Here is a 15,557-nt window from a genome sequence, read left to right as displayed (position 1 = left end):
GTAAGAAAAGTGAGGTGTTATGGGTGGAGTCCATGGGCGAAGTGCTTCGTTCGATGAATAATCCCGCTCTGCGCCTACGTTCGAGGGATTTGGAGCATGAACTGCTGAACCATCCGCTCGTGCTTCGGCTGCGCGAAGAGCACCCCGAACTGGAAGAATCCAGGCTGAGGCTTCATTTAAGCCGCCTGTATCAATATGTGGAGGAATCCCGCAATTGCGCGAACTGCCCGGGTCTGGAACGGTGCCCCAACGATTTTCCAGGGCATTACAGCAAGCTGACCGTGGAGAGCGCGGGCGGCTTTCCCGACTTGTACGAGCGCAAGACTGCATGCCCGCTGCAGATCGCTAGAGACAATCAGGAGCGCATCCGCAAACGGATTCGCAGCTTCTATGTCGATGAGCGTGTGCTGAGCGAAGGCTATGACGAGATTGAAATTATGGGTAAGGACCCGCGGCGCGCTCCGGCAGTGGGCCGGCTGTTCCGATATATCGAGAGTGCGAAAGAGACGGGGCTGCCTGCACGCGGGATGTACCTGTACGGCTCCTTCGGCACCGGTAAGACGTTCCTGATGTGCTACCTGCTGCATGAGCTGGCGATCGCCGGATTCAGCGGCGTTATCGTGTACATGCCTGATTTTGTCGAGGAACTGAAATCGATCATGACGGACGGCCAAAAGCTGAAAGAAACCGTCGATACGATGAAGAACTGCGATTTGCTGATATTTGACGATATCGGGGCGGAGAATTTGAACCCCTGGGCGCGCGACCATGTGCTGGGGCCGATTCTGAACTACCGGATGAACCGCAAACCGACCTTCTACACGTCGAACTATCCGCTGGAGGGACTGGAGAAACATCTCAGCTTCACCAGCAAGGACGGCGAGGAGGTTTATAAGGGGCAGCGGCTGATGAACCGGATTTCGCCTTACGTGGATGTGGTGCAGCTGGTGGGAGAGAACCAGCGGGGATACTCGGGACACCCCTCCTAAATCTGTCGATTGCCCCTCCTAAATCCTCCCCAAGCTTATGCTTCCGATGCGAGTTTTCCTCCGGAAAACTTGTAGGAGGACCCCAAGGGCTACGCCCTCTGGACACCCGGAAATTTTGCGGGGGAGCGGCGCAGGCGGAAGAGAGATAAAGCTGTGTGTACAGCGGTCCCTTCTCGGTCCTGCCCTTACGGGCAAGGCCTCGGGACCTTTCATGCGACGGCGAGGCGGATTGCGCATCAAACGAGCATGGCTCGCTCTCCCTACGGGATCCGCTCAACGTTAACGCAGACAAATAGAAGCGGCAGGCTCCGATCACCGGGCCTGCCGTTTGTTCACTCCGACATTAGGAACTTGATGATGACCATGCCGAAAAACACAACGGCCATAAATGTGGTCATTCCAAAAAAACCGTTCATTAAATCGCCCAGGTCATTGCGGGGCTCTTCGTTCACATGCTCCCGCGGATCTGGTGTCCGCACATTGACATCCATAGTTTGACCTCCTCGCAGAAATGGCCAAGCGTTGTGAATTGCAGGAGTGTGAAAAAAGTCATTGACATATAATGCGCTTTCTTAAAGTATATCTGACTCCCCGGCAAGTTGTAAAGATAGAGATTAAATGAAGAAGATGGCGAAGCGGCGGCGCTGGCGATAAGCCTGCGGGCTCTTTAAACATCCATTGTCATGCCTGGCCTTAGACCCCTTCGGATTAATTGGGTTATAATCTTGAAAATAACGGCAATGTGACATTTCACATATGCGAGTCAAATATGTTATACTGAAAACGTGTCGGTGAATGATAATCTGGTTATCATATTACATGCATGCATCAATAACGCAGAGCTTTACGAAGCGGGGTTAAACGAAAACTGCACCGCTTCGCAAAACCTGGTGAATAGGCCAAGCGGGGGCATCCGCTTTGCACATCCACAACCATCACATATTACGAAGCGAGTTCTGCTTCGCAAAACCCTTAAACACGCTTTTGAAGCGGGCTTTGCTTAAGTTCTACACCGAGGCCCGTCACCACAAACAAAGCTGATGCTTCCGAAGCGAGTTTTGCGAAGGTATTTCAAGGAGCATACGCTATCAAAACTTTTAGGAGGAACATAATCATGGCAATTGTTAACGTGTCTGACCAATCCTTTAACAATGAGGTTCAAGGTCAAGGTACTGTAGTGGTGGACTTCTGGGCACCATGGTGCGGTCCTTGCAAAATGCTTGCTCCGATTCTGGACGAATTGTCCACCGAGCTTGGAGACGGCGTGAAAATCGCGAAATTGAACGTGGATGAAAATCCGGAAACGGCATCCCGTTTCGGCGTTATGAGCATTCCGACGCTGATCTTCTTTAAAGACGGCCAGCCTGTCGATAAAGTGGTCGGTCTGAACTCCAAAGAATCGCTGAAAAACATCGTAGCCAAACACCAATAATTTATATACCGCAACGTTCGGGCCCTTGGCCCTGCCCAGCGCCTTCGGTTTAAACCGAAGGCGTTTTGTGCGCTCTGCACCGGACAGAAGCGATTCCTGAGGGGAGAGCGGCCTTCCGCACGTATGAGACAGCAAGCGTCTAACCGCGAAGTTAAGCGAATCCCGAAGGGATAGCGGTTGTCCGCACGCATGAGCTTTGCACGTATGCCGGAGCGCCGCATGAAAGGTCCCGAGGCCGCCCTTCGGGGGCAAGGCCGAGAAGGGACCACTTGATTCAAACCAGGTCACCACCCCGGGCTCAGCGCCGCTCATTCGTCCATATTCGGGCATCCAGAGGGCGGAGCCCTTGGGGTCCTCCTGCAAGTTTTCCGGAAGAAAGCTCGCATCGGAAGCGTAAGCTTGGGGAGGATTTAGGAGGGGCGCCCGCGGATTTTAGGAGGGGAGAACCACAATGGATTACATGGACAACATCCGCAACAAGCTGGCGCTTCTGCCGGACCTGCCCGGATGCTATCTGATGAAGAATGAAGAAGGCACCATCATTTATGTAGGGAAAGCGAAGGTGCTGAAGAACCGGGTCCGCTCTTATTTTACGGGCAGCCATGACGGCAAAACCCAGCGGCTGGTCGCGGATATCCGCGATTTTGAGTATATTGTTACGGCCAGCAACATGGAAGCGCTCATTCTGGAGTGCAACCTGATCAAAAAGCATATGCCGCGCTACAACGTGCAGTTGAAGGACGATAAGACCTTCCCTTACATCAAAATTACGAATGAAAGACATCCGCGCCTTGAAGTGACGCGCCGGGTGCTTAAAGATAAAGCGAAGTATTTTGGACCGTATCCGAACGCCTACGCGGCTCAACAGACGAAGAAGCTCCTTGACCGGATGTATCCTCTTCGCAAATGCGGGGCGATGCCGAAGGAGGTATGCCTGTATTACCATATGGGCCAATGCCTGGCGCCGTGCGAGAAGGAAGTGCCGAAGTCGGCGTATGACGAGATCACCCAGAGCATTTCGACGTTCCTCGGCGGTGGCCATGAAGCGGTCAAGAAGGATCTTCAGCAAAAAATGCAGGAGGCTGCGGAGGAGCTTTATTTTGAACGGGCCAAGGAGCTGAGGGATCAAATTAACTATATTGAAGCCTTGATGGAGAAGCAGAACATCAACACAGCAGACACGAAGGACCGGGACGTATTCGGTTACGCCGTGGATAAAGGCTGGATGTGCGTGCAGATTCTCTATATGAGACAGGGGAAAATGATCCAGCGCCACTCGTCCAGCTTTCCGTTCTATGGAGAAGCCTTCAGCGACTTCATGTCGTATGTGACGCAGTATTACAGCGAGAATCCGGCGCTGCCGCAGGAGATTTTGCTGCCTGAAGCGCTGCTCGTGCAGGACGCGGCGTCCGTGCTTCCGCCGGAACCGGCTGCGGACGTTGGTCTGGCTGTAGCGGAGAGCGTAGAAGGATACAGCGCTGGTGCAGGCGAAGGGGGAGGAACGGCGGACGCCTGGAACGCGGCGCCGACCGTTGACGCCTCCGCCGCGGAGGAGGCCGGCAAAACGTCTTCCAGCGGCGCTGTCGACCTCGCAGCCGCCGGCGTGTCGGCTGAGAGTGCCGCCGCTGCCACTGCCGAAGATTCCGCCGCCGAAGAGGAAGCGCCGGAGACGGCCGCAGAGACGGCGCACCGCGCAGCCGCCGCTGTGGAAGCCGCGGCGGCAGGCGTAGTGGATGCCGCCGGCGGGGCGGCGGCGCTGCAGGAATGGCTGGGCGTCAAGGTGCTGGTGCCTCGGCGCGGCCTGAAGAAGCAAATGGTCCGCATGGCCTGCCAGAACGGACGCGTGGCGCTAGAAGAGAAGTTCCGCCTGATCGAGCGGGATGAAGAGCGCACCTCCGGCGCGGCGCTGGGACTCGGACAGAGCCTTGGACTGGAGAGCTTGAACCGGATCGAGGCGTTCGACAACTCGAACATCCAGGGGGCGAATCCCGTATCGGCGATGGTCGTGTTCATCGACGGCAAGCCGGCGAAGAAGGAGTACCGCAAATACAAGGTGCGCACCGTTCAGGGGCCTGACGACTACGAAACGATGCGCGAGGTCATCCGCCGCCGCTATGAGCGGGTGCTGAAGGATAATTTGCCGCAGCCCGACCTCATTGTCGTGGACGGCGGCAGAGGCCAGATTTCCGCCGCCGTTGATATTCTGGAGAACGAGCTGGGCCTGTTCATACCGGTCTGCGGTCTTGTCAAGGACGCCAAGCACAAGACCGCGCAGCTATTGGTCGGCGATCCGCCAGAGCCGGTCCATTTGGCCCGGGACAGCGAGGAGTTTTATCTGCTCCAGCGTATTCAGGATGAGGTGCACCGCTTTGCGATCACGTTCCACCGCGAGCAGCGCGGCAAGTCGATGGTCACTTCGCGGCTTGATGCCATCCCGGGAATCGGGGAGAAGCGGCGGAAGCTGCTGCTCAAGCATTTCGGGTCGCTCAAGAAAATCAAAGAAGCGACGGTTGAGGATTTCCGTCCCCTGTCCATCGGCGACAAGCTCGCCCGGCAGATTCTGGACGCGCTGAAAGACGAAGAAACGGTATAATGAGGCAGCGGGTTAACCCAAGCCTCTCCTTTGAGAACAGTTGATAGTCAAGCCATTTATACAGTCGAATATTCTACAAAAACAGCCCGAGAGCAAAATCTATCTGCTCCCGGGCTGTTGCCTTTTTGCCTGTACTCGTCACTGCTGGCCGAAGTCATCATGACCTGCATGGATCGTCTTGACTTGCGTTCGCTGCGGCAGGAAAAACGCCGCATAGGCGGACGTCCCGCCCAAATTCCCGATGCTGGGAACCATCCGGCGGCTAAACGATAGGCCCCGGCTCTGAATCTGGCCCAATCCCTGGACCCGACCCCGGACCAGGCCCGAGATCTAGAGACTGCGGCTTACGCTCTCGCCCCGGCGGGTTGAAGCGATAGACGATGTAGCCGACGATAAACGGCATGACAATCGTAATCAAACCCGCGGCCACATTGACCGGCTCCCGCATGAAGATCAGGGTGGCGCCCATCAGAATGCTGTCGAAGACGACATGGCTGAACATGACGGCGATGAAGCCGTAGCGCAGAAAAATATAACTGAACAGCAGGCCGATCACCGTCAGCTCAATCGGTCGGGAACTGATCGGATAGATCGGGTAAAGCGTATGCCCGAACGCCCAGACAACGGTCGTAATGAGGCTGGCAATCAGGGTGCTGCGCACGATTTTTTTGAGCATCCGGATGCCGAACAGCCGGTAAACCGCTTCTTCGGAAAGTCCGGCCAGCCATGCGACAATCGGCAGCAGCCAGGCATAGCGCATATTGTAAGGCGACTGGGAGGCGTCCGTCGTCGACCAGTTATGCAGTGTGTATTGCAAAATAATGAACATGAGCGTCTGGACGCCGAGCAGCACGAACGCCCAAACATAGCCGGCGTAGACGCTATCCATGACGTATTTGCCGTAGCCCGGCTCCTTGGCCCGGGGCCATGGGTTCATCCCTTCCTCTTTCCGCCACAGGCCGTTTCCGCCGACCAGGGAGAAATAGAGCAGCGAGGACATCAGCAGGCTGTACAGCGTATAAATGACGAACATGACGATGGACGTAATCCGGTCCTCCATGCCCGTTCCGGTCGTTTCGGGCAGCATATTGTACGTGCTGATCATCATAATGGCAAAGTGGACGATGCTTAAAAAGACCCCGCGCGCAAAAGAAGTGTGCTTTCGGCGGAGAATACTGTAAATTAACGCCAGAACGCCGAGAGCGAAGGTAGGCAGCCCGTACCCGAACAGCGTAAACCGGGTCGCCGACGAAGTCTGCGATTCCACATAGGAGATATGCCACTCCGGCGCGGAGAATCCGGGCTTGAAGACGGATACTTCGCCTGTGGTGAACTTGAAGGCGTAGCGCAGCGGCGCTTCGCCGACCTTAACCGAATGATCGGTATAGATCAGGCCGTAGTTGCCTGTAGAAGAATTCCGCTCCAGCCGCGAAGGGTCGGCTCCCCACTTCTTCAACCAAGGCTCCGCCAGCCGTTCCTTCTGCTGCGGGCTCAATGAAGCGTCGCTGATGACGTCTGCGGTGTCATCTTTGCCGCTCAGAACGGCGACGGTCTCGTTCGCCTTCTTTCCGGTTCCGGCGGGAACGCGGGTGAAGCCGGCAGGCTCGCCGGTATACATATTCAGATCGACCGCCAGATTCGCCCATTTATCATCCTGGGAATCGAGGGAAGCATGAAAGGTATCGAAGGGATAGAGGCGGTCCAGTTTTCTTTTGCTATAATCGTTCAAGAGGCTTTCCCTTGACATGTAGCCGTAAAAAGAGGAATCCGACTTATAAGTGACGATCCAATGGTCGCCGGGTTCCGGTATGTATCCAAGCTGTTTAGTCGCAAAAAGCACCGCCTTCTCGCGGGCCTCCGACTTGCTGATCGCCGGTTCGCTGCCGAAGCCTTCCTGAGTAAGCGAGGGAACAATCTGGAATAGGATAAACAAAACCAGACCGATAAGGCCTGAGATAACGAGTGATCTGGAGATGGGCCGCTGGTGTAAAGGGTGGCCGACGGGATTCATGAAACGCCTCCTTGGATAATGATTTCTATAAAACGATCTAACTTAAGATTGGTTTAACTATCTTAAAATATCACAGCAGGCATGCCCAAAGCCATTATTTAGGGGATAATGAGGGATAAATGGCGGAAAGCACTGAAAAAACGGTGAAATCGCAATCTAAATTTGATAATATCGCTTAATGATAGTATATGAAGAGAAATCGGATTTTATGGACGGGGGATGGTTATGGCTGCACAAGCATCAAAGGTTTCCGAATTCCGCTGGCTGAAGCTGTCACCGCCCCAGATCTTGGTGATCGGCTTTGCCGTCATCATTTTGATTGGAGCCCTGCTGCTGATGCTGCCGGTTTCGCATGTTCCGGGGCATTCTATTGGTTTTTTGGACGCTCTGTTTACGTCCACATCGGCCACCTGCGTTACCGGGCTGGTTGTAAAAGACACAGGCACGTTCTTCACGACCTTTGGGCAGATTGTCATCATGCTGCTGATCCAGGTCGGCGGCCTCGGTTTCATGTCGATGGCGACATTGTTTGCCCTGGTGTTCCGGCGGCGAATTTCGCTGCGGGAGCGGCTGGTGCTGCAGGAAGCGATGAATCAGAGCTCTATGGAAGGGATCGTCCGGCTGATCCGCAGCGTCCTGATTTATTCTCTGGTGATCGAGGCCTGCGCAGCAGTTCTCCTTACGTTCCGCTGGGCTTTTGATATGCCGCTGGGACGGGCGGCTTTCTTCGGCGTGTTCCATGCCGTCTCAATGTTCAACAACGCGGGCTTCGATCTGTTCGGCGAATACCGCAGCTTGACCGGCTATGCCGACGATCCGGTTGTCAATATCGTAGTTATGTTTCTGATCGTCTCCGGCGGCATCGGCTTTATCGTGATGTCGGATATTATGGATTACCGGCGCAAACGCAGGCTATCGCTGCACAGCAAGGTCGTGCTGTCCATGACCGCCGCGCTGATCGTGATCGGGGCTCTCGTGCTTTTTATATTCGAGTTTACGAATCCGCGCACGATGGGCTCACTCGGCTGGGGAGGGAAAATATGGACGGCGCTCTTTCAATCCGTTACTCCGCGGACGGCCGGCGCCAATACCCTGGATATGACGGGCCTCAGGCAGGCCTCGCAGTTTTTTATCGTGATTCTAATGTTCATCGGGGCTTCTCCCGGTTCGACCGGGGGCGGCATCAAGACGACTACCTTTACTATTATGATCGGAGCGGTAATCGCGATGTTGCGCGGCCGTGACGATATTGTGCTGTTCCGCTACCGTCTGGCTCAGGAACGGGTGTTCAAGGCGCTGACGATTACTCTGCTGGCCTTGCTGCTGATCGTCGCCGTCTCGATGGTGCTATCGACCACGGAGGATGCGCCCTTTTTGAATCTGCTGTTCGAGACGACATCGGCCTTTGCTACGGTAGGGCTCAGTCTGGGGCTTACGCCGGATCTGTCTATGGCGGGCAAAATCCTCATCTGTCTCACCATGTTCGCCGGCAGGCTGGGCGTATTGACGCTGGCTTATGCACTGGGACCGAAAAAGGGTAAGGAATTGTATCGCTACCCGGAAGGCAAAATGATTATCGGATAAGGGGATAACGGGAATGAAAGCACAGCAATTTGTCGTGATCGGCCTTGGCCGCTTCGGCGCCGGTCTGGCGCTTGAACTGATGGCGATGGGATATGAAGTGCTCGGCATCGACCACAACGAAGAACGGGTGGAGGAGATGACCGACAAGCTGACGCATGCCGTCATGGCGGATGCCACGGATGAGGGCGTCATGCGGTCGCTGGGCGTCCGGAACCTGGACTGCGGCATTGTGGCGATTGGAGACAATATGGAGCGCAGCATCCTTACAGCCATTCTCCTGAAGGAATTGGGTGTCAAAATGGTGGTGGCCAAGGCGATTTCCATCCTGCACGGACGCGCTTTGGAGAAGCTCGGGGTGGACAGGGTCATTTTTCCGGAGCGGGACATGGGGGTCCGCGTGGCGCATCAGCTGGTGACTCCGCATCTGGTCGATTACATCGAGCTGTCCAAGGAATACAAGATCGTCGAGCTGACCGTTCCGTCCTGCATGGACGGCAAGAGTCTTGCCGAGATCAATCCCCGGGCGAAATACGGCTGCAGCATTATCGCATTGAACCGCGCAGGCGGGATTATTGTCGCTCCGACCGCGCATGATTACTTGTATGCGGGCGATATCATGGTGGTTATCGGCTCCAATGAGAGCATCGACCGGTTCGAGGAAGACGCGATGAACGGCGGGGAGACGGAGGCTTGACCTTACGCTTTCGGCAGATGACAAAAGTCGCAATGGAAGATGCAATGGGAAAGACTCTCTTCGGCCCTGCGGCTGAAGAGAGTCTTTCTTTTTCTCAGCATAGCCAATTTAGTGAGAGGCCGGCCGGCCAGCCTTGAACACCTCTTCCGTCACCTGCACCAGACTGCGCGCCGCAGCGCTTAGGTCGCCGGTGTCGCGGTAGATCAGACAGGTGGTCCGCTGGGTCAGCTCCAGTTCCTTGATGTGCAAGGAGGCCAGTCCGCCTCCCGACAGCAGCTGCGGACGGAGGTAGGAATTGGGCAGCAGCGCCGCCGCCTTGATCGTCGGCAGCAGCCGGATGATCGCCTCGAAGGAATCGATCTCCATGCGGATATCCGGCTGAATGCCGCTGCGCTGGAACAGGTCGTCCGTCATGCGGCGGTACCAGGTTCCCTTTGAGAAGAGGATCATCGGCAGCCCGTTCAAATGCTCCATCTCAAGCCGGGGCAGCCCTGCGAGCGGGTGATGTCCGGCAACGACTAGCCGCAGCTGGTCCTCGAACAGCGGGATGCAGCGCAGGCCGGGCTCGGCGGTGGCGGATGCGATGATGCCGACTTCGGACCGTCCTTCACGCACCGAAGTGACAATCTCATGCGTCTTGCCCGTAACCAGCTTCAGCTCGGCGGCAGGATATTTTTCCATGTATGCGTTTACGAGAGGCGGCAGGGTTGTCTGCAGGGTGGTCAGGCTGGCGCCAAGCGCAACGGACAGCGGCTCGCCCTGCTTGAACTTGGAGATCGCCTCCAAGAATTTGGCGCGCTGTTGCCGCTGCTCCAAGGCATAGGTGTAAGTCAACCGTCCGACCTCGGTTAGCTCCAGCTTTTTGCCGTACCGGTTGAACAGCGTTACGCCCAGCCGTTCCTCCAGCTTGGAGATTTTGCGCGACAGGGCGGGCTGTGACAAATTCAGTTGACGGGAAGCTCTATTCAGGCTTGATTGTTCTACAACAGCGGCAAAAATATCAAGATCGTCAAACATAACGTCACTCCTTCCGGCTTCTCCAGAACGGATTAATTGACTGTCACCTTATGCATATAATTTATAACGTATAATAATTAGATTGCAATTCCCTTATAAGATAAAAAAGAGTAACATACAAAGTGACACAAAATATTCATAATTTGTGAAAAATGAAGCAAAGCCTTATCGGGAGCGGAAGAGGATTGGCGGAACTGGTTTTTTGGCAGATGAAAGCCTGCAATTTCCTGTTTCAACCACCGCCCCGCAGGTGTATGCTGATTAATGAAAACGCTGTTTTATTCGGAAAGGGGACCCCGCATTATGAGAGGCTTTTATTCCAGAAAGATTCATTCCTTGCTCGGCGTAATCCCGCTCGCGTTTTTTTTCATCGAGCACATGCTGACGAATTTCTCGGCGGTGGAGGGGGGCGCTACCGGCTTCAAAGACAGTGTGCTGTGGCTGAACAGCCTGCCGCTCGTCTTCTTCCTGGAACTGCTGTTTATCTGGCTTCCCTTGCTGTACCACGGCGTCTACGGTCTGTATATCGCCTATCAGTCAAAGCCGAACCTGAATCGTTACAATCTTGAACGAAACTGGCGTTATACGCTTCAGCGGGTCAGCGGCATCATCACCTTTATTTTTGTCATCTGGCATCTGTATGAAACCCGGGTTCAAGTGGCGCTTGGCCATGTTACGCATGAAGAGCTCGGCGGCGTGATGCATAATATCGTTACCCAGCCGTTTTGGCTTGCTTTTTATATCATCGGCATCGTTGCGGCCTGCTTCCATTTCGCCAACGGGCTGTGGTCCTTCCTCGTTAGCTGGGGGGTCACGATCGGTCCCCGTTCGCAGCGGGTATCGTCCTATTTATGCATGGGCCTGTTCGTCCTGGTGACGTTTATGTTCCTGCTGTCGCTCGTCACGTTCCGTGACAGCGATTTCAATACAGCTGAGGCTATTGTCCAAACTGCAAATACTGTCATCCAATAAGGGAGTGAACCTGTCATGGCAACAGCCGATATCATTATCGTAGGCGGCGGCCTGGCCGGCCTGATGGCAACCATCAAGGCGGCAGAGGCCGGCGTTCATGTCCATCTCTTCTCGCTTGTTCCCGTCAAAAGATCGCACTCGGTCTGCGCGCAGGGCGGCATCAACGGCGCCGTCAACACGAAGGGCGAGGGCGACTCGCCTTGGGTGCATTTTGACGACACCGTATACGGCGGGGATTTTCTCGCCAATCAGCCTCCGGTCAAGGCGATGTGCGAGGCGGCCCCGGGCATCATCCATCTGATGGACCGGATGGGCGTCATGTTCAACCGCACGCCGGAGGGGCTGCTTGACTTCCGCCGGTTCGGAGGAACGAAGCATCACCGGACGGCTTTTGCGGGAGCGACGACCGGCCAGCAGCTGCTGTACGCGCTTGACGAGCAGGTACGGCGCTGGGAGGTCGAAGGCTTCGTAACGAAGCATGAGAACTGGGAATTTCTCTCCGCCGTTATCGACGATGAGGGCGTCTGCCGCGGCATCTGCGCGCAGGATTTGCGCACGATGGCAATCGAGACGTTCCCGGCGGACGCGGTTATTCTGGCGAGCGGCGGTCCGGGCATTATTTTCGGCAAGACGACCAACTCGGTCATTAACACGGGCACGGCTGCAAGCGCCGTGTACCAGCAGGGCGTTCACTACGCGAACGGCGAGTTTATTCAGATTCACCCGACGGCCATTCCCGGCGACGACAAGCTGCGGCTCATGAGCGAATCGGCGCGCGGCGAAGGCGGGCGAATCTGGACCTACAAGGACGGCAAGCCGTGGTACTTCCTTGAGGAAAAATATCCGGCCTACGGCAATCTGGTGCCTCGCGATATTGCCACACGAGAAATTTTCAATGTCTGCGTAGACCAGGGGCTTGGCGTGGGCGGCGAGAATATGGTCTATCTAGACCTTTCGCATAAAGATCCGAAGGAGCTGGACGTCAAGCTCGGAGGCATCATCGAGATTTACGAGAAATTCATGGGCGACGATCCGCGCAAAATCCCGATGAAAATCTTCCCGGCGGTCCATTATTCCATGGGCGGCATGTGGGTCGATTACAACCAAATGACGAATATTCCCGGCCTGTTTGCGGCGGGAGAATGCGAATACCAATATCACGGAGCGAACCGGCTGGGCGCGAACTCGCTGGTGTCGGCCATTTTCGGCGGCATGGTGTCGGGGCCAAAGGCGGTTGAATACATTAAGGGGCTTAAAAAATCAGTGCAGGACGTATCCTCTTCCGTATTCGACGGCTACCGGCGCGTGCAGCAGGACAAATACGAATCGTTGCTTGGCATGAGCGGGACGGAGAACGCCTATGTCCTTCATAAAGAGCTGGGCGAGTGGATGACAGCCAACATGACGGTGGTCCGCCATAACGTGAAGCTGGAGGCAACCATAGGCAAAATCAAGGAACTGAAGGAGCGCTACCGGGGCATCAATATGAGCGATACCTCGCGCTGGAACAACCAGGGGGTCGCCTTTACCCGGCAGCTGTGGAACATGCTGGAGCTGGCTGAGGCGATGACGCTCGGTGCGCTGCTGCGCAACGAAAGCCGGGGCGCGCATTACAAGCCGGAATTTCCGAAGCGCAACGACGAGGAGTTCCTGAAGACGACGAAGGCGTCCTGGACGCCGGACGGCCCGGCCATTTCGTACGAAGGCGTCGATGTATCGCTGATTCCTCCGCGGGTCCGCGACTACTCCAAGGACTAATAATCGGTTCGTTCCGATGCTATTACACTTAAGCCCAAGCTATTGTAGCCAATGCTGACAAAACTAAGCCCACGCTTTCGAAGCCAGTTTTGCGAAGTGAATTCATAGCAGATTATGCTATCAAAACTAAGTCCACGCTTTCGAAGCAGTTTTGCGAAGTGATTTCATAGCAGCTTATGCTACCAAAACTAAGTCCACGCTTTCGAAGCAGTTTTGCGAAGTGATTTCATAGCAGATTATGCTATCAAAACTAAGTCCACGCTTTCGAAGCAGTTTTGCGAAGTGATTTCATAGCAGATTATGCTATCAAAACTTTTAGGAGGGGTAACCTATGGCGGAAACAGCGGCAGCTCCCAAAAACGTGAAATTTATCATCACCCGCCAGGACGATCCACAGAGCGCGCCTTATACAGAGGAATTCGATCTTCCTTACCGTCCGGGAATGAACGTGATCAGCGCCCTGATGGAAATTCAGCGCAATCCGGTCAATGCCAAAGGCGATGCCACGGTCCCGGTCTGCTGGGAATCAAACTGCCTGGAGGAAGTGTGCGGCGCCTGTTCCATGGTCATCAACGGCAAGCCGCGCCAGGCCTGCGCCGCCCTGATTGACAATCTGGAGCAGCCGGTTCGCGTCGAACCGATGAGCACTTTCCCTGTGGTGCGCGATCTGGTCATCGACCGAACCCGGATGTTCAATGCGCTTAAAAAGGTAAAAGCCTGGATTCCGATCGACGGAACGTACGATCTCGGTCCGGGCCCGCGTATGGCCGAGAAGAAGCGGCAGTGGGCCTACGAGCTGTCCAAATGCATGACCTGCGGCGTCTGCCTGGAGGCCTGCCCGAACGTCAATGCGAAGACCGATTTTATCGGTCCGGCGGCCATTTCCCAAGTCCGCCTGTTCAACGCCCATCCGACGGGCGAGATGAACGCCGAGGACCGGCTGGAGGCGCTGATGACGGACGGCGGGATCGAGGGCTGCGGCAACTCGCAGAACTGCGTGCGCGCCTGCCCGAAAGGCATCCCGCTTACGACTTCCATCGCCGAAATCAACAAGCAGACGACTAAGCATATGTTCAAGCGGTGGCTAGGCGTGTAAGCTCCATAGCAAGTATCTGTAGCAAGTATCCGTAGCAAGTATCCATAGCAGGTGCCGGACCCTCTACAGCGGGCCGCCCCCGGACAACGATCCGGCGGCGGCCTATTCTTTTGCCTTGAATAAAAGCCGGTTTTAATACAACATGGAGATATTATGCGCACAAAGCCTAAACGTTGCATGATACCAGCGCTCGATCTTGTACAGACACAGGGATGAAGGGGAAAACCTCCGTCTTATTTTCGAAAAAAACAATAATTAAGACGTTAAACGGGAAAACCTCCGTCTTATTGTCCGTATTTTCTCTATCACCGACCAAATTGCCGGATTATGATGGAGATTTTCCAGTCTGGACCCTAATCAAGCCCTCTTTTTGAAAAATAAGCGGGAGAATTTCCGTTCCATCCATCCAATGCCTGATTAGCGCGCGAATTTTGGCTTGATCACTGTACGCCAATTTTGTTTTTGTCCAAAGGATGCACTTGACGCGGAAAAGGGGAGCTGCTGTACATGACACACCATTATCAACAATTAAGCCCGCATGTCATCATCATGCATGCCGAGCATGAAACGGACCGTCCCATCCTCGCGGCCATTGCAGGAGAGCGGCGGACTCTGCTCATGGATGCCGGCAATTCGCCGGGGCATGCGGAGCTGTTCCGCAGGGAGCTTAAGCGGCGCGGGGTCCGCCAGCCGGAAATTCTGGCGCTGACCCACTGGCACTGGGACCACACCTTTGGCATGCAGGCCTGGAACCTCCCGGCAGCAGCCTATGTGGAAACAGGCCGGGTGCTGTCTTCGCTCCAAGGGCTGGACTGGTCGGACGGCTGTCTCCTGAGCTTGATTTCGGATGGGATCATTAGCGAAGACAGCGCCGCCGATATTCGCAAGGAGTACGGCAGCCGCCGGGACATCCGCATCACTCAGCCGGATATTCTGTTCCGGGACCGGATCGAGTTCGATCTCGGCGGCGTTGTTTGCGAATTGGTGCATGTGGGAGGGGACCATTCCTCCGACAGCTGCATTTTGCATGTCAGGGAGGATCGGGTGCTGTTTCTAGGCGATGCGCTGGGACCCTCCGTTTACGGCGGTCCGCGCAAGTATACCAGCGCGGCCTTTTTGAAGCTGCTGTCAACGGCATACGGGTATAACGCGGACTGGTATGTGGAATCGCATGGGGTTCCGATGAGCGGGGAAGAATTCCGTCTCGATCTGGCGAACTGGGAAAAGATAGCCCGAGCCGTGGAAATGTTCGGCCATGACCGGGAACGGGTGGTCCGCGAAATGAAGGCATTTTTGCAATCGGATGAACTGTCCAAAGATCTGCTTCAGGTAATAGATTATTTCATGGCAGGCGTCGAGCCGTTATAATCGGTGCGGGAATAGGCGAAGGTTAAAGCTCAGGAGAAAGCCC

General features: G+C 55.4%; 12 protein-coding genes. 9 read left to right on the top strand and 3 right to left on the bottom strand.

Annotated elements, in window-relative coordinates; genetic code table 11:
- The first annotated feature begins 23 nt into the window (after nucleotides 1-23).
- Nucleotides 24-989 (top strand): primosomal protein DnaI, encoded by a 966-nt coding sequence (dnaI, locus tag PUR_RS20870; RefSeq protein WP_179038017.1) that lies wholly within the window; start codon nucleotides 24-26, stop codon nucleotides 987-989.
- Between the two features lie 332 nt (nucleotides 990-1,321).
- On the opposite strand, the gene PUR_RS20865 is transcribed toward dnaI, so the two are convergent.
- Complete coding sequence (locus tag PUR_RS20865; protein ID WP_179036900.1) at nucleotides 1,322-1,480, bottom strand: YqzM family protein; 159 nt, start codon at nucleotides 1,478-1,480, stop codon at nucleotides 1,322-1,324.
- A 623-nt stretch (nucleotides 1,481-2,103) separates the two neighbouring features.
- On the opposite strand from PUR_RS20865, the gene trxA reads away from it, so the two are divergent.
- Both trxA and uvrC read left to right on the top strand, forming a co-directional pair.
- Nucleotides 2,104-2,421 carry a thioredoxin gene (gene trxA / locus PUR_RS20860; RefSeq protein WP_025688833.1) on the top strand — a complete coding sequence of 106 codons (318 nt, stop codon included), beginning with the start codon at nucleotides 2,104-2,106 and terminating at the stop codon, nucleotides 2,419-2,421.
- Nucleotides 2,422-2,872: 451 nt separating this feature from the next.
- Nucleotides 2,873-5,014 carry an excinuclease ABC subunit UvrC gene (gene uvrC, locus PUR_RS20855; RefSeq protein ID WP_179036899.1) on the top strand — a complete coding sequence of 714 codons (2,142 nt, stop codon included), beginning with the start codon at nucleotides 2,873-2,875 and terminating at the stop codon, nucleotides 5,012-5,014.
- 262 nt (nucleotides 5,015-5,276) lie between these two features.
- On the opposite strand, the gene PUR_RS20850 is transcribed toward uvrC, so the two are convergent.
- A complete protein-coding gene (locus tag PUR_RS20850) occupies nucleotides 5,277-7,025 on the bottom strand; it encodes a CPBP family intramembrane glutamic endopeptidase (RefSeq protein ID WP_179036898.1) in 1,749 nt (582 codons plus the stop codon).
- A gap of 225 nt (nucleotides 7,026-7,250) precedes the next feature.
- Here PUR_RS20850 and PUR_RS20845 point away from each other — a divergent pair, with 225 nt between their 5' ends.
- Entirely contained in the window at nucleotides 7,251-8,609 is a 1,359-nt protein-coding gene (locus PUR_RS20845; RefSeq protein WP_179036897.1) for a TrkH family potassium uptake protein, read from the top strand.
- 13 nt (nucleotides 8,610-8,622) lie between these two features.
- Nucleotides 8,623-9,303 carry a potassium channel family protein gene (locus PUR_RS20840; RefSeq protein ID WP_179036896.1) on the top strand — a complete coding sequence of 227 codons (681 nt, stop codon included), beginning with the start codon at nucleotides 8,623-8,625 and terminating at the stop codon, nucleotides 9,301-9,303.
- 108 nt (nucleotides 9,304-9,411) lie between these two features.
- Here PUR_RS20840 and PUR_RS20835 read toward each other — a convergent pair whose 3' ends face one another.
- Nucleotides 9,412-10,320: a LysR family transcriptional regulator gene (locus PUR_RS20835; protein ID WP_179036895.1), complete on the bottom strand. Its 909-nt coding sequence runs from the start codon at nucleotides 10,318-10,320 to the stop codon at nucleotides 9,412-9,414.
- A 303-nt stretch (nucleotides 10,321-10,623) separates the two neighbouring features.
- On the opposite strand from PUR_RS20835, the gene PUR_RS20830 reads away from it, so the two are divergent.
- The 4 genes from PUR_RS20830 to PUR_RS20815 all read left to right on the top strand — a co-directional run bounded on the left by PUR_RS20830 (nucleotide 10,624) and on the right by PUR_RS20815 (nucleotide 15,514).
- Nucleotides 10,624-11,292 carry a succinate dehydrogenase cytochrome b558 subunit gene (locus PUR_RS20830; protein WP_179036894.1) on the top strand — a complete coding sequence of 223 codons (669 nt, stop codon included), beginning with the start codon at nucleotides 10,624-10,626 and terminating at the stop codon, nucleotides 11,290-11,292.
- 15 nt (nucleotides 11,293-11,307) lie between these two features.
- Nucleotides 11,308-13,050, top strand: a complete 1,743-nt coding sequence (gene sdhA, locus PUR_RS20825; RefSeq protein WP_179036893.1) for a succinate dehydrogenase flavoprotein subunit — start codon at nucleotides 11,308-11,310, stop codon at nucleotides 13,048-13,050.
- A gap of 331 nt (nucleotides 13,051-13,381) precedes the next feature.
- Complete coding sequence (sdhB, locus tag PUR_RS20820) at nucleotides 13,382-14,146, top strand: succinate dehydrogenase iron-sulfur subunit (protein ID WP_179036892.1); 765 nt, start codon at nucleotides 13,382-13,384, stop codon at nucleotides 14,144-14,146.
- A gap of 507 nt (nucleotides 14,147-14,653) precedes the next feature.
- Complete coding sequence (locus PUR_RS20815) at nucleotides 14,654-15,514, top strand: MBL fold metallo-hydrolase (protein ID WP_179036891.1); 861 nt, start codon at nucleotides 14,654-14,656, stop codon at nucleotides 15,512-15,514.
- The last annotated feature ends 43 nt before the right edge of the window (nucleotides 15,515-15,557 follow it).

Source organism: Paenibacillus sp. URB8-2 (assembly GCF_013393385.1).
Classification (GTDB): Bacteria; Bacillota; Bacilli; order Paenibacillales; family Paenibacillaceae; genus Paenibacillus_AQ.
This window is presented reverse-complemented; position numbering and strand designations above follow the sequence as displayed.

Coding starts and splice junctions, on each gene's coding strand:
- trxA (WP_025688833.1), top strand. CDS start 2,104: ATGGCAATTGTTAACGTGTCTGACCAATCCTTTAACAATGAGGTTCAA.
- sdhB (WP_179036892.1), top strand. CDS start 13,382: ATGGCGGAAACAGCGGCAGCTCCCAAAAACGTGAAATTTATCATCACC.
- PUR_RS20815 (WP_179036891.1), top strand. CDS start 14,654: ATGACACACCATTATCAACAATTAAGCCCGCATGTCATCATCATGCAT.
- sdhA (WP_179036893.1), top strand. CDS start 11,308: ATGGCAACAGCCGATATCATTATCGTAGGCGGCGGCCTGGCCGGCCTG.
- PUR_RS20865 (WP_179036900.1), bottom strand. CDS start 1,480: ATGGATGTCAATGTGCGGACACCAGATCCGCGGGAGCATGTGAACGAA.
- PUR_RS20850 (WP_179036898.1), bottom strand. CDS start 7,025: ATGAATCCCGTCGGCCACCCTTTACACCAGCGGCCCATCTCCAGATCA.
- PUR_RS20840 (WP_179036896.1), top strand. CDS start 8,623: ATGAAAGCACAGCAATTTGTCGTGATCGGCCTTGGCCGCTTCGGCGCC.
- PUR_RS20830 (WP_179036894.1), top strand. CDS start 10,624: ATGAGAGGCTTTTATTCCAGAAAGATTCATTCCTTGCTCGGCGTAATC.
- PUR_RS20835 (WP_179036895.1), bottom strand. CDS start 10,320: ATGTTTGACGATCTTGATATTTTTGCCGCTGTTGTAGAACAATCAAGC.
- PUR_RS20845 (WP_179036897.1), top strand. CDS start 7,251: ATGGCTGCACAAGCATCAAAGGTTTCCGAATTCCGCTGGCTGAAGCTG.
- uvrC (WP_179036899.1), top strand. CDS start 2,873: ATGGATTACATGGACAACATCCGCAACAAGCTGGCGCTTCTGCCGGAC.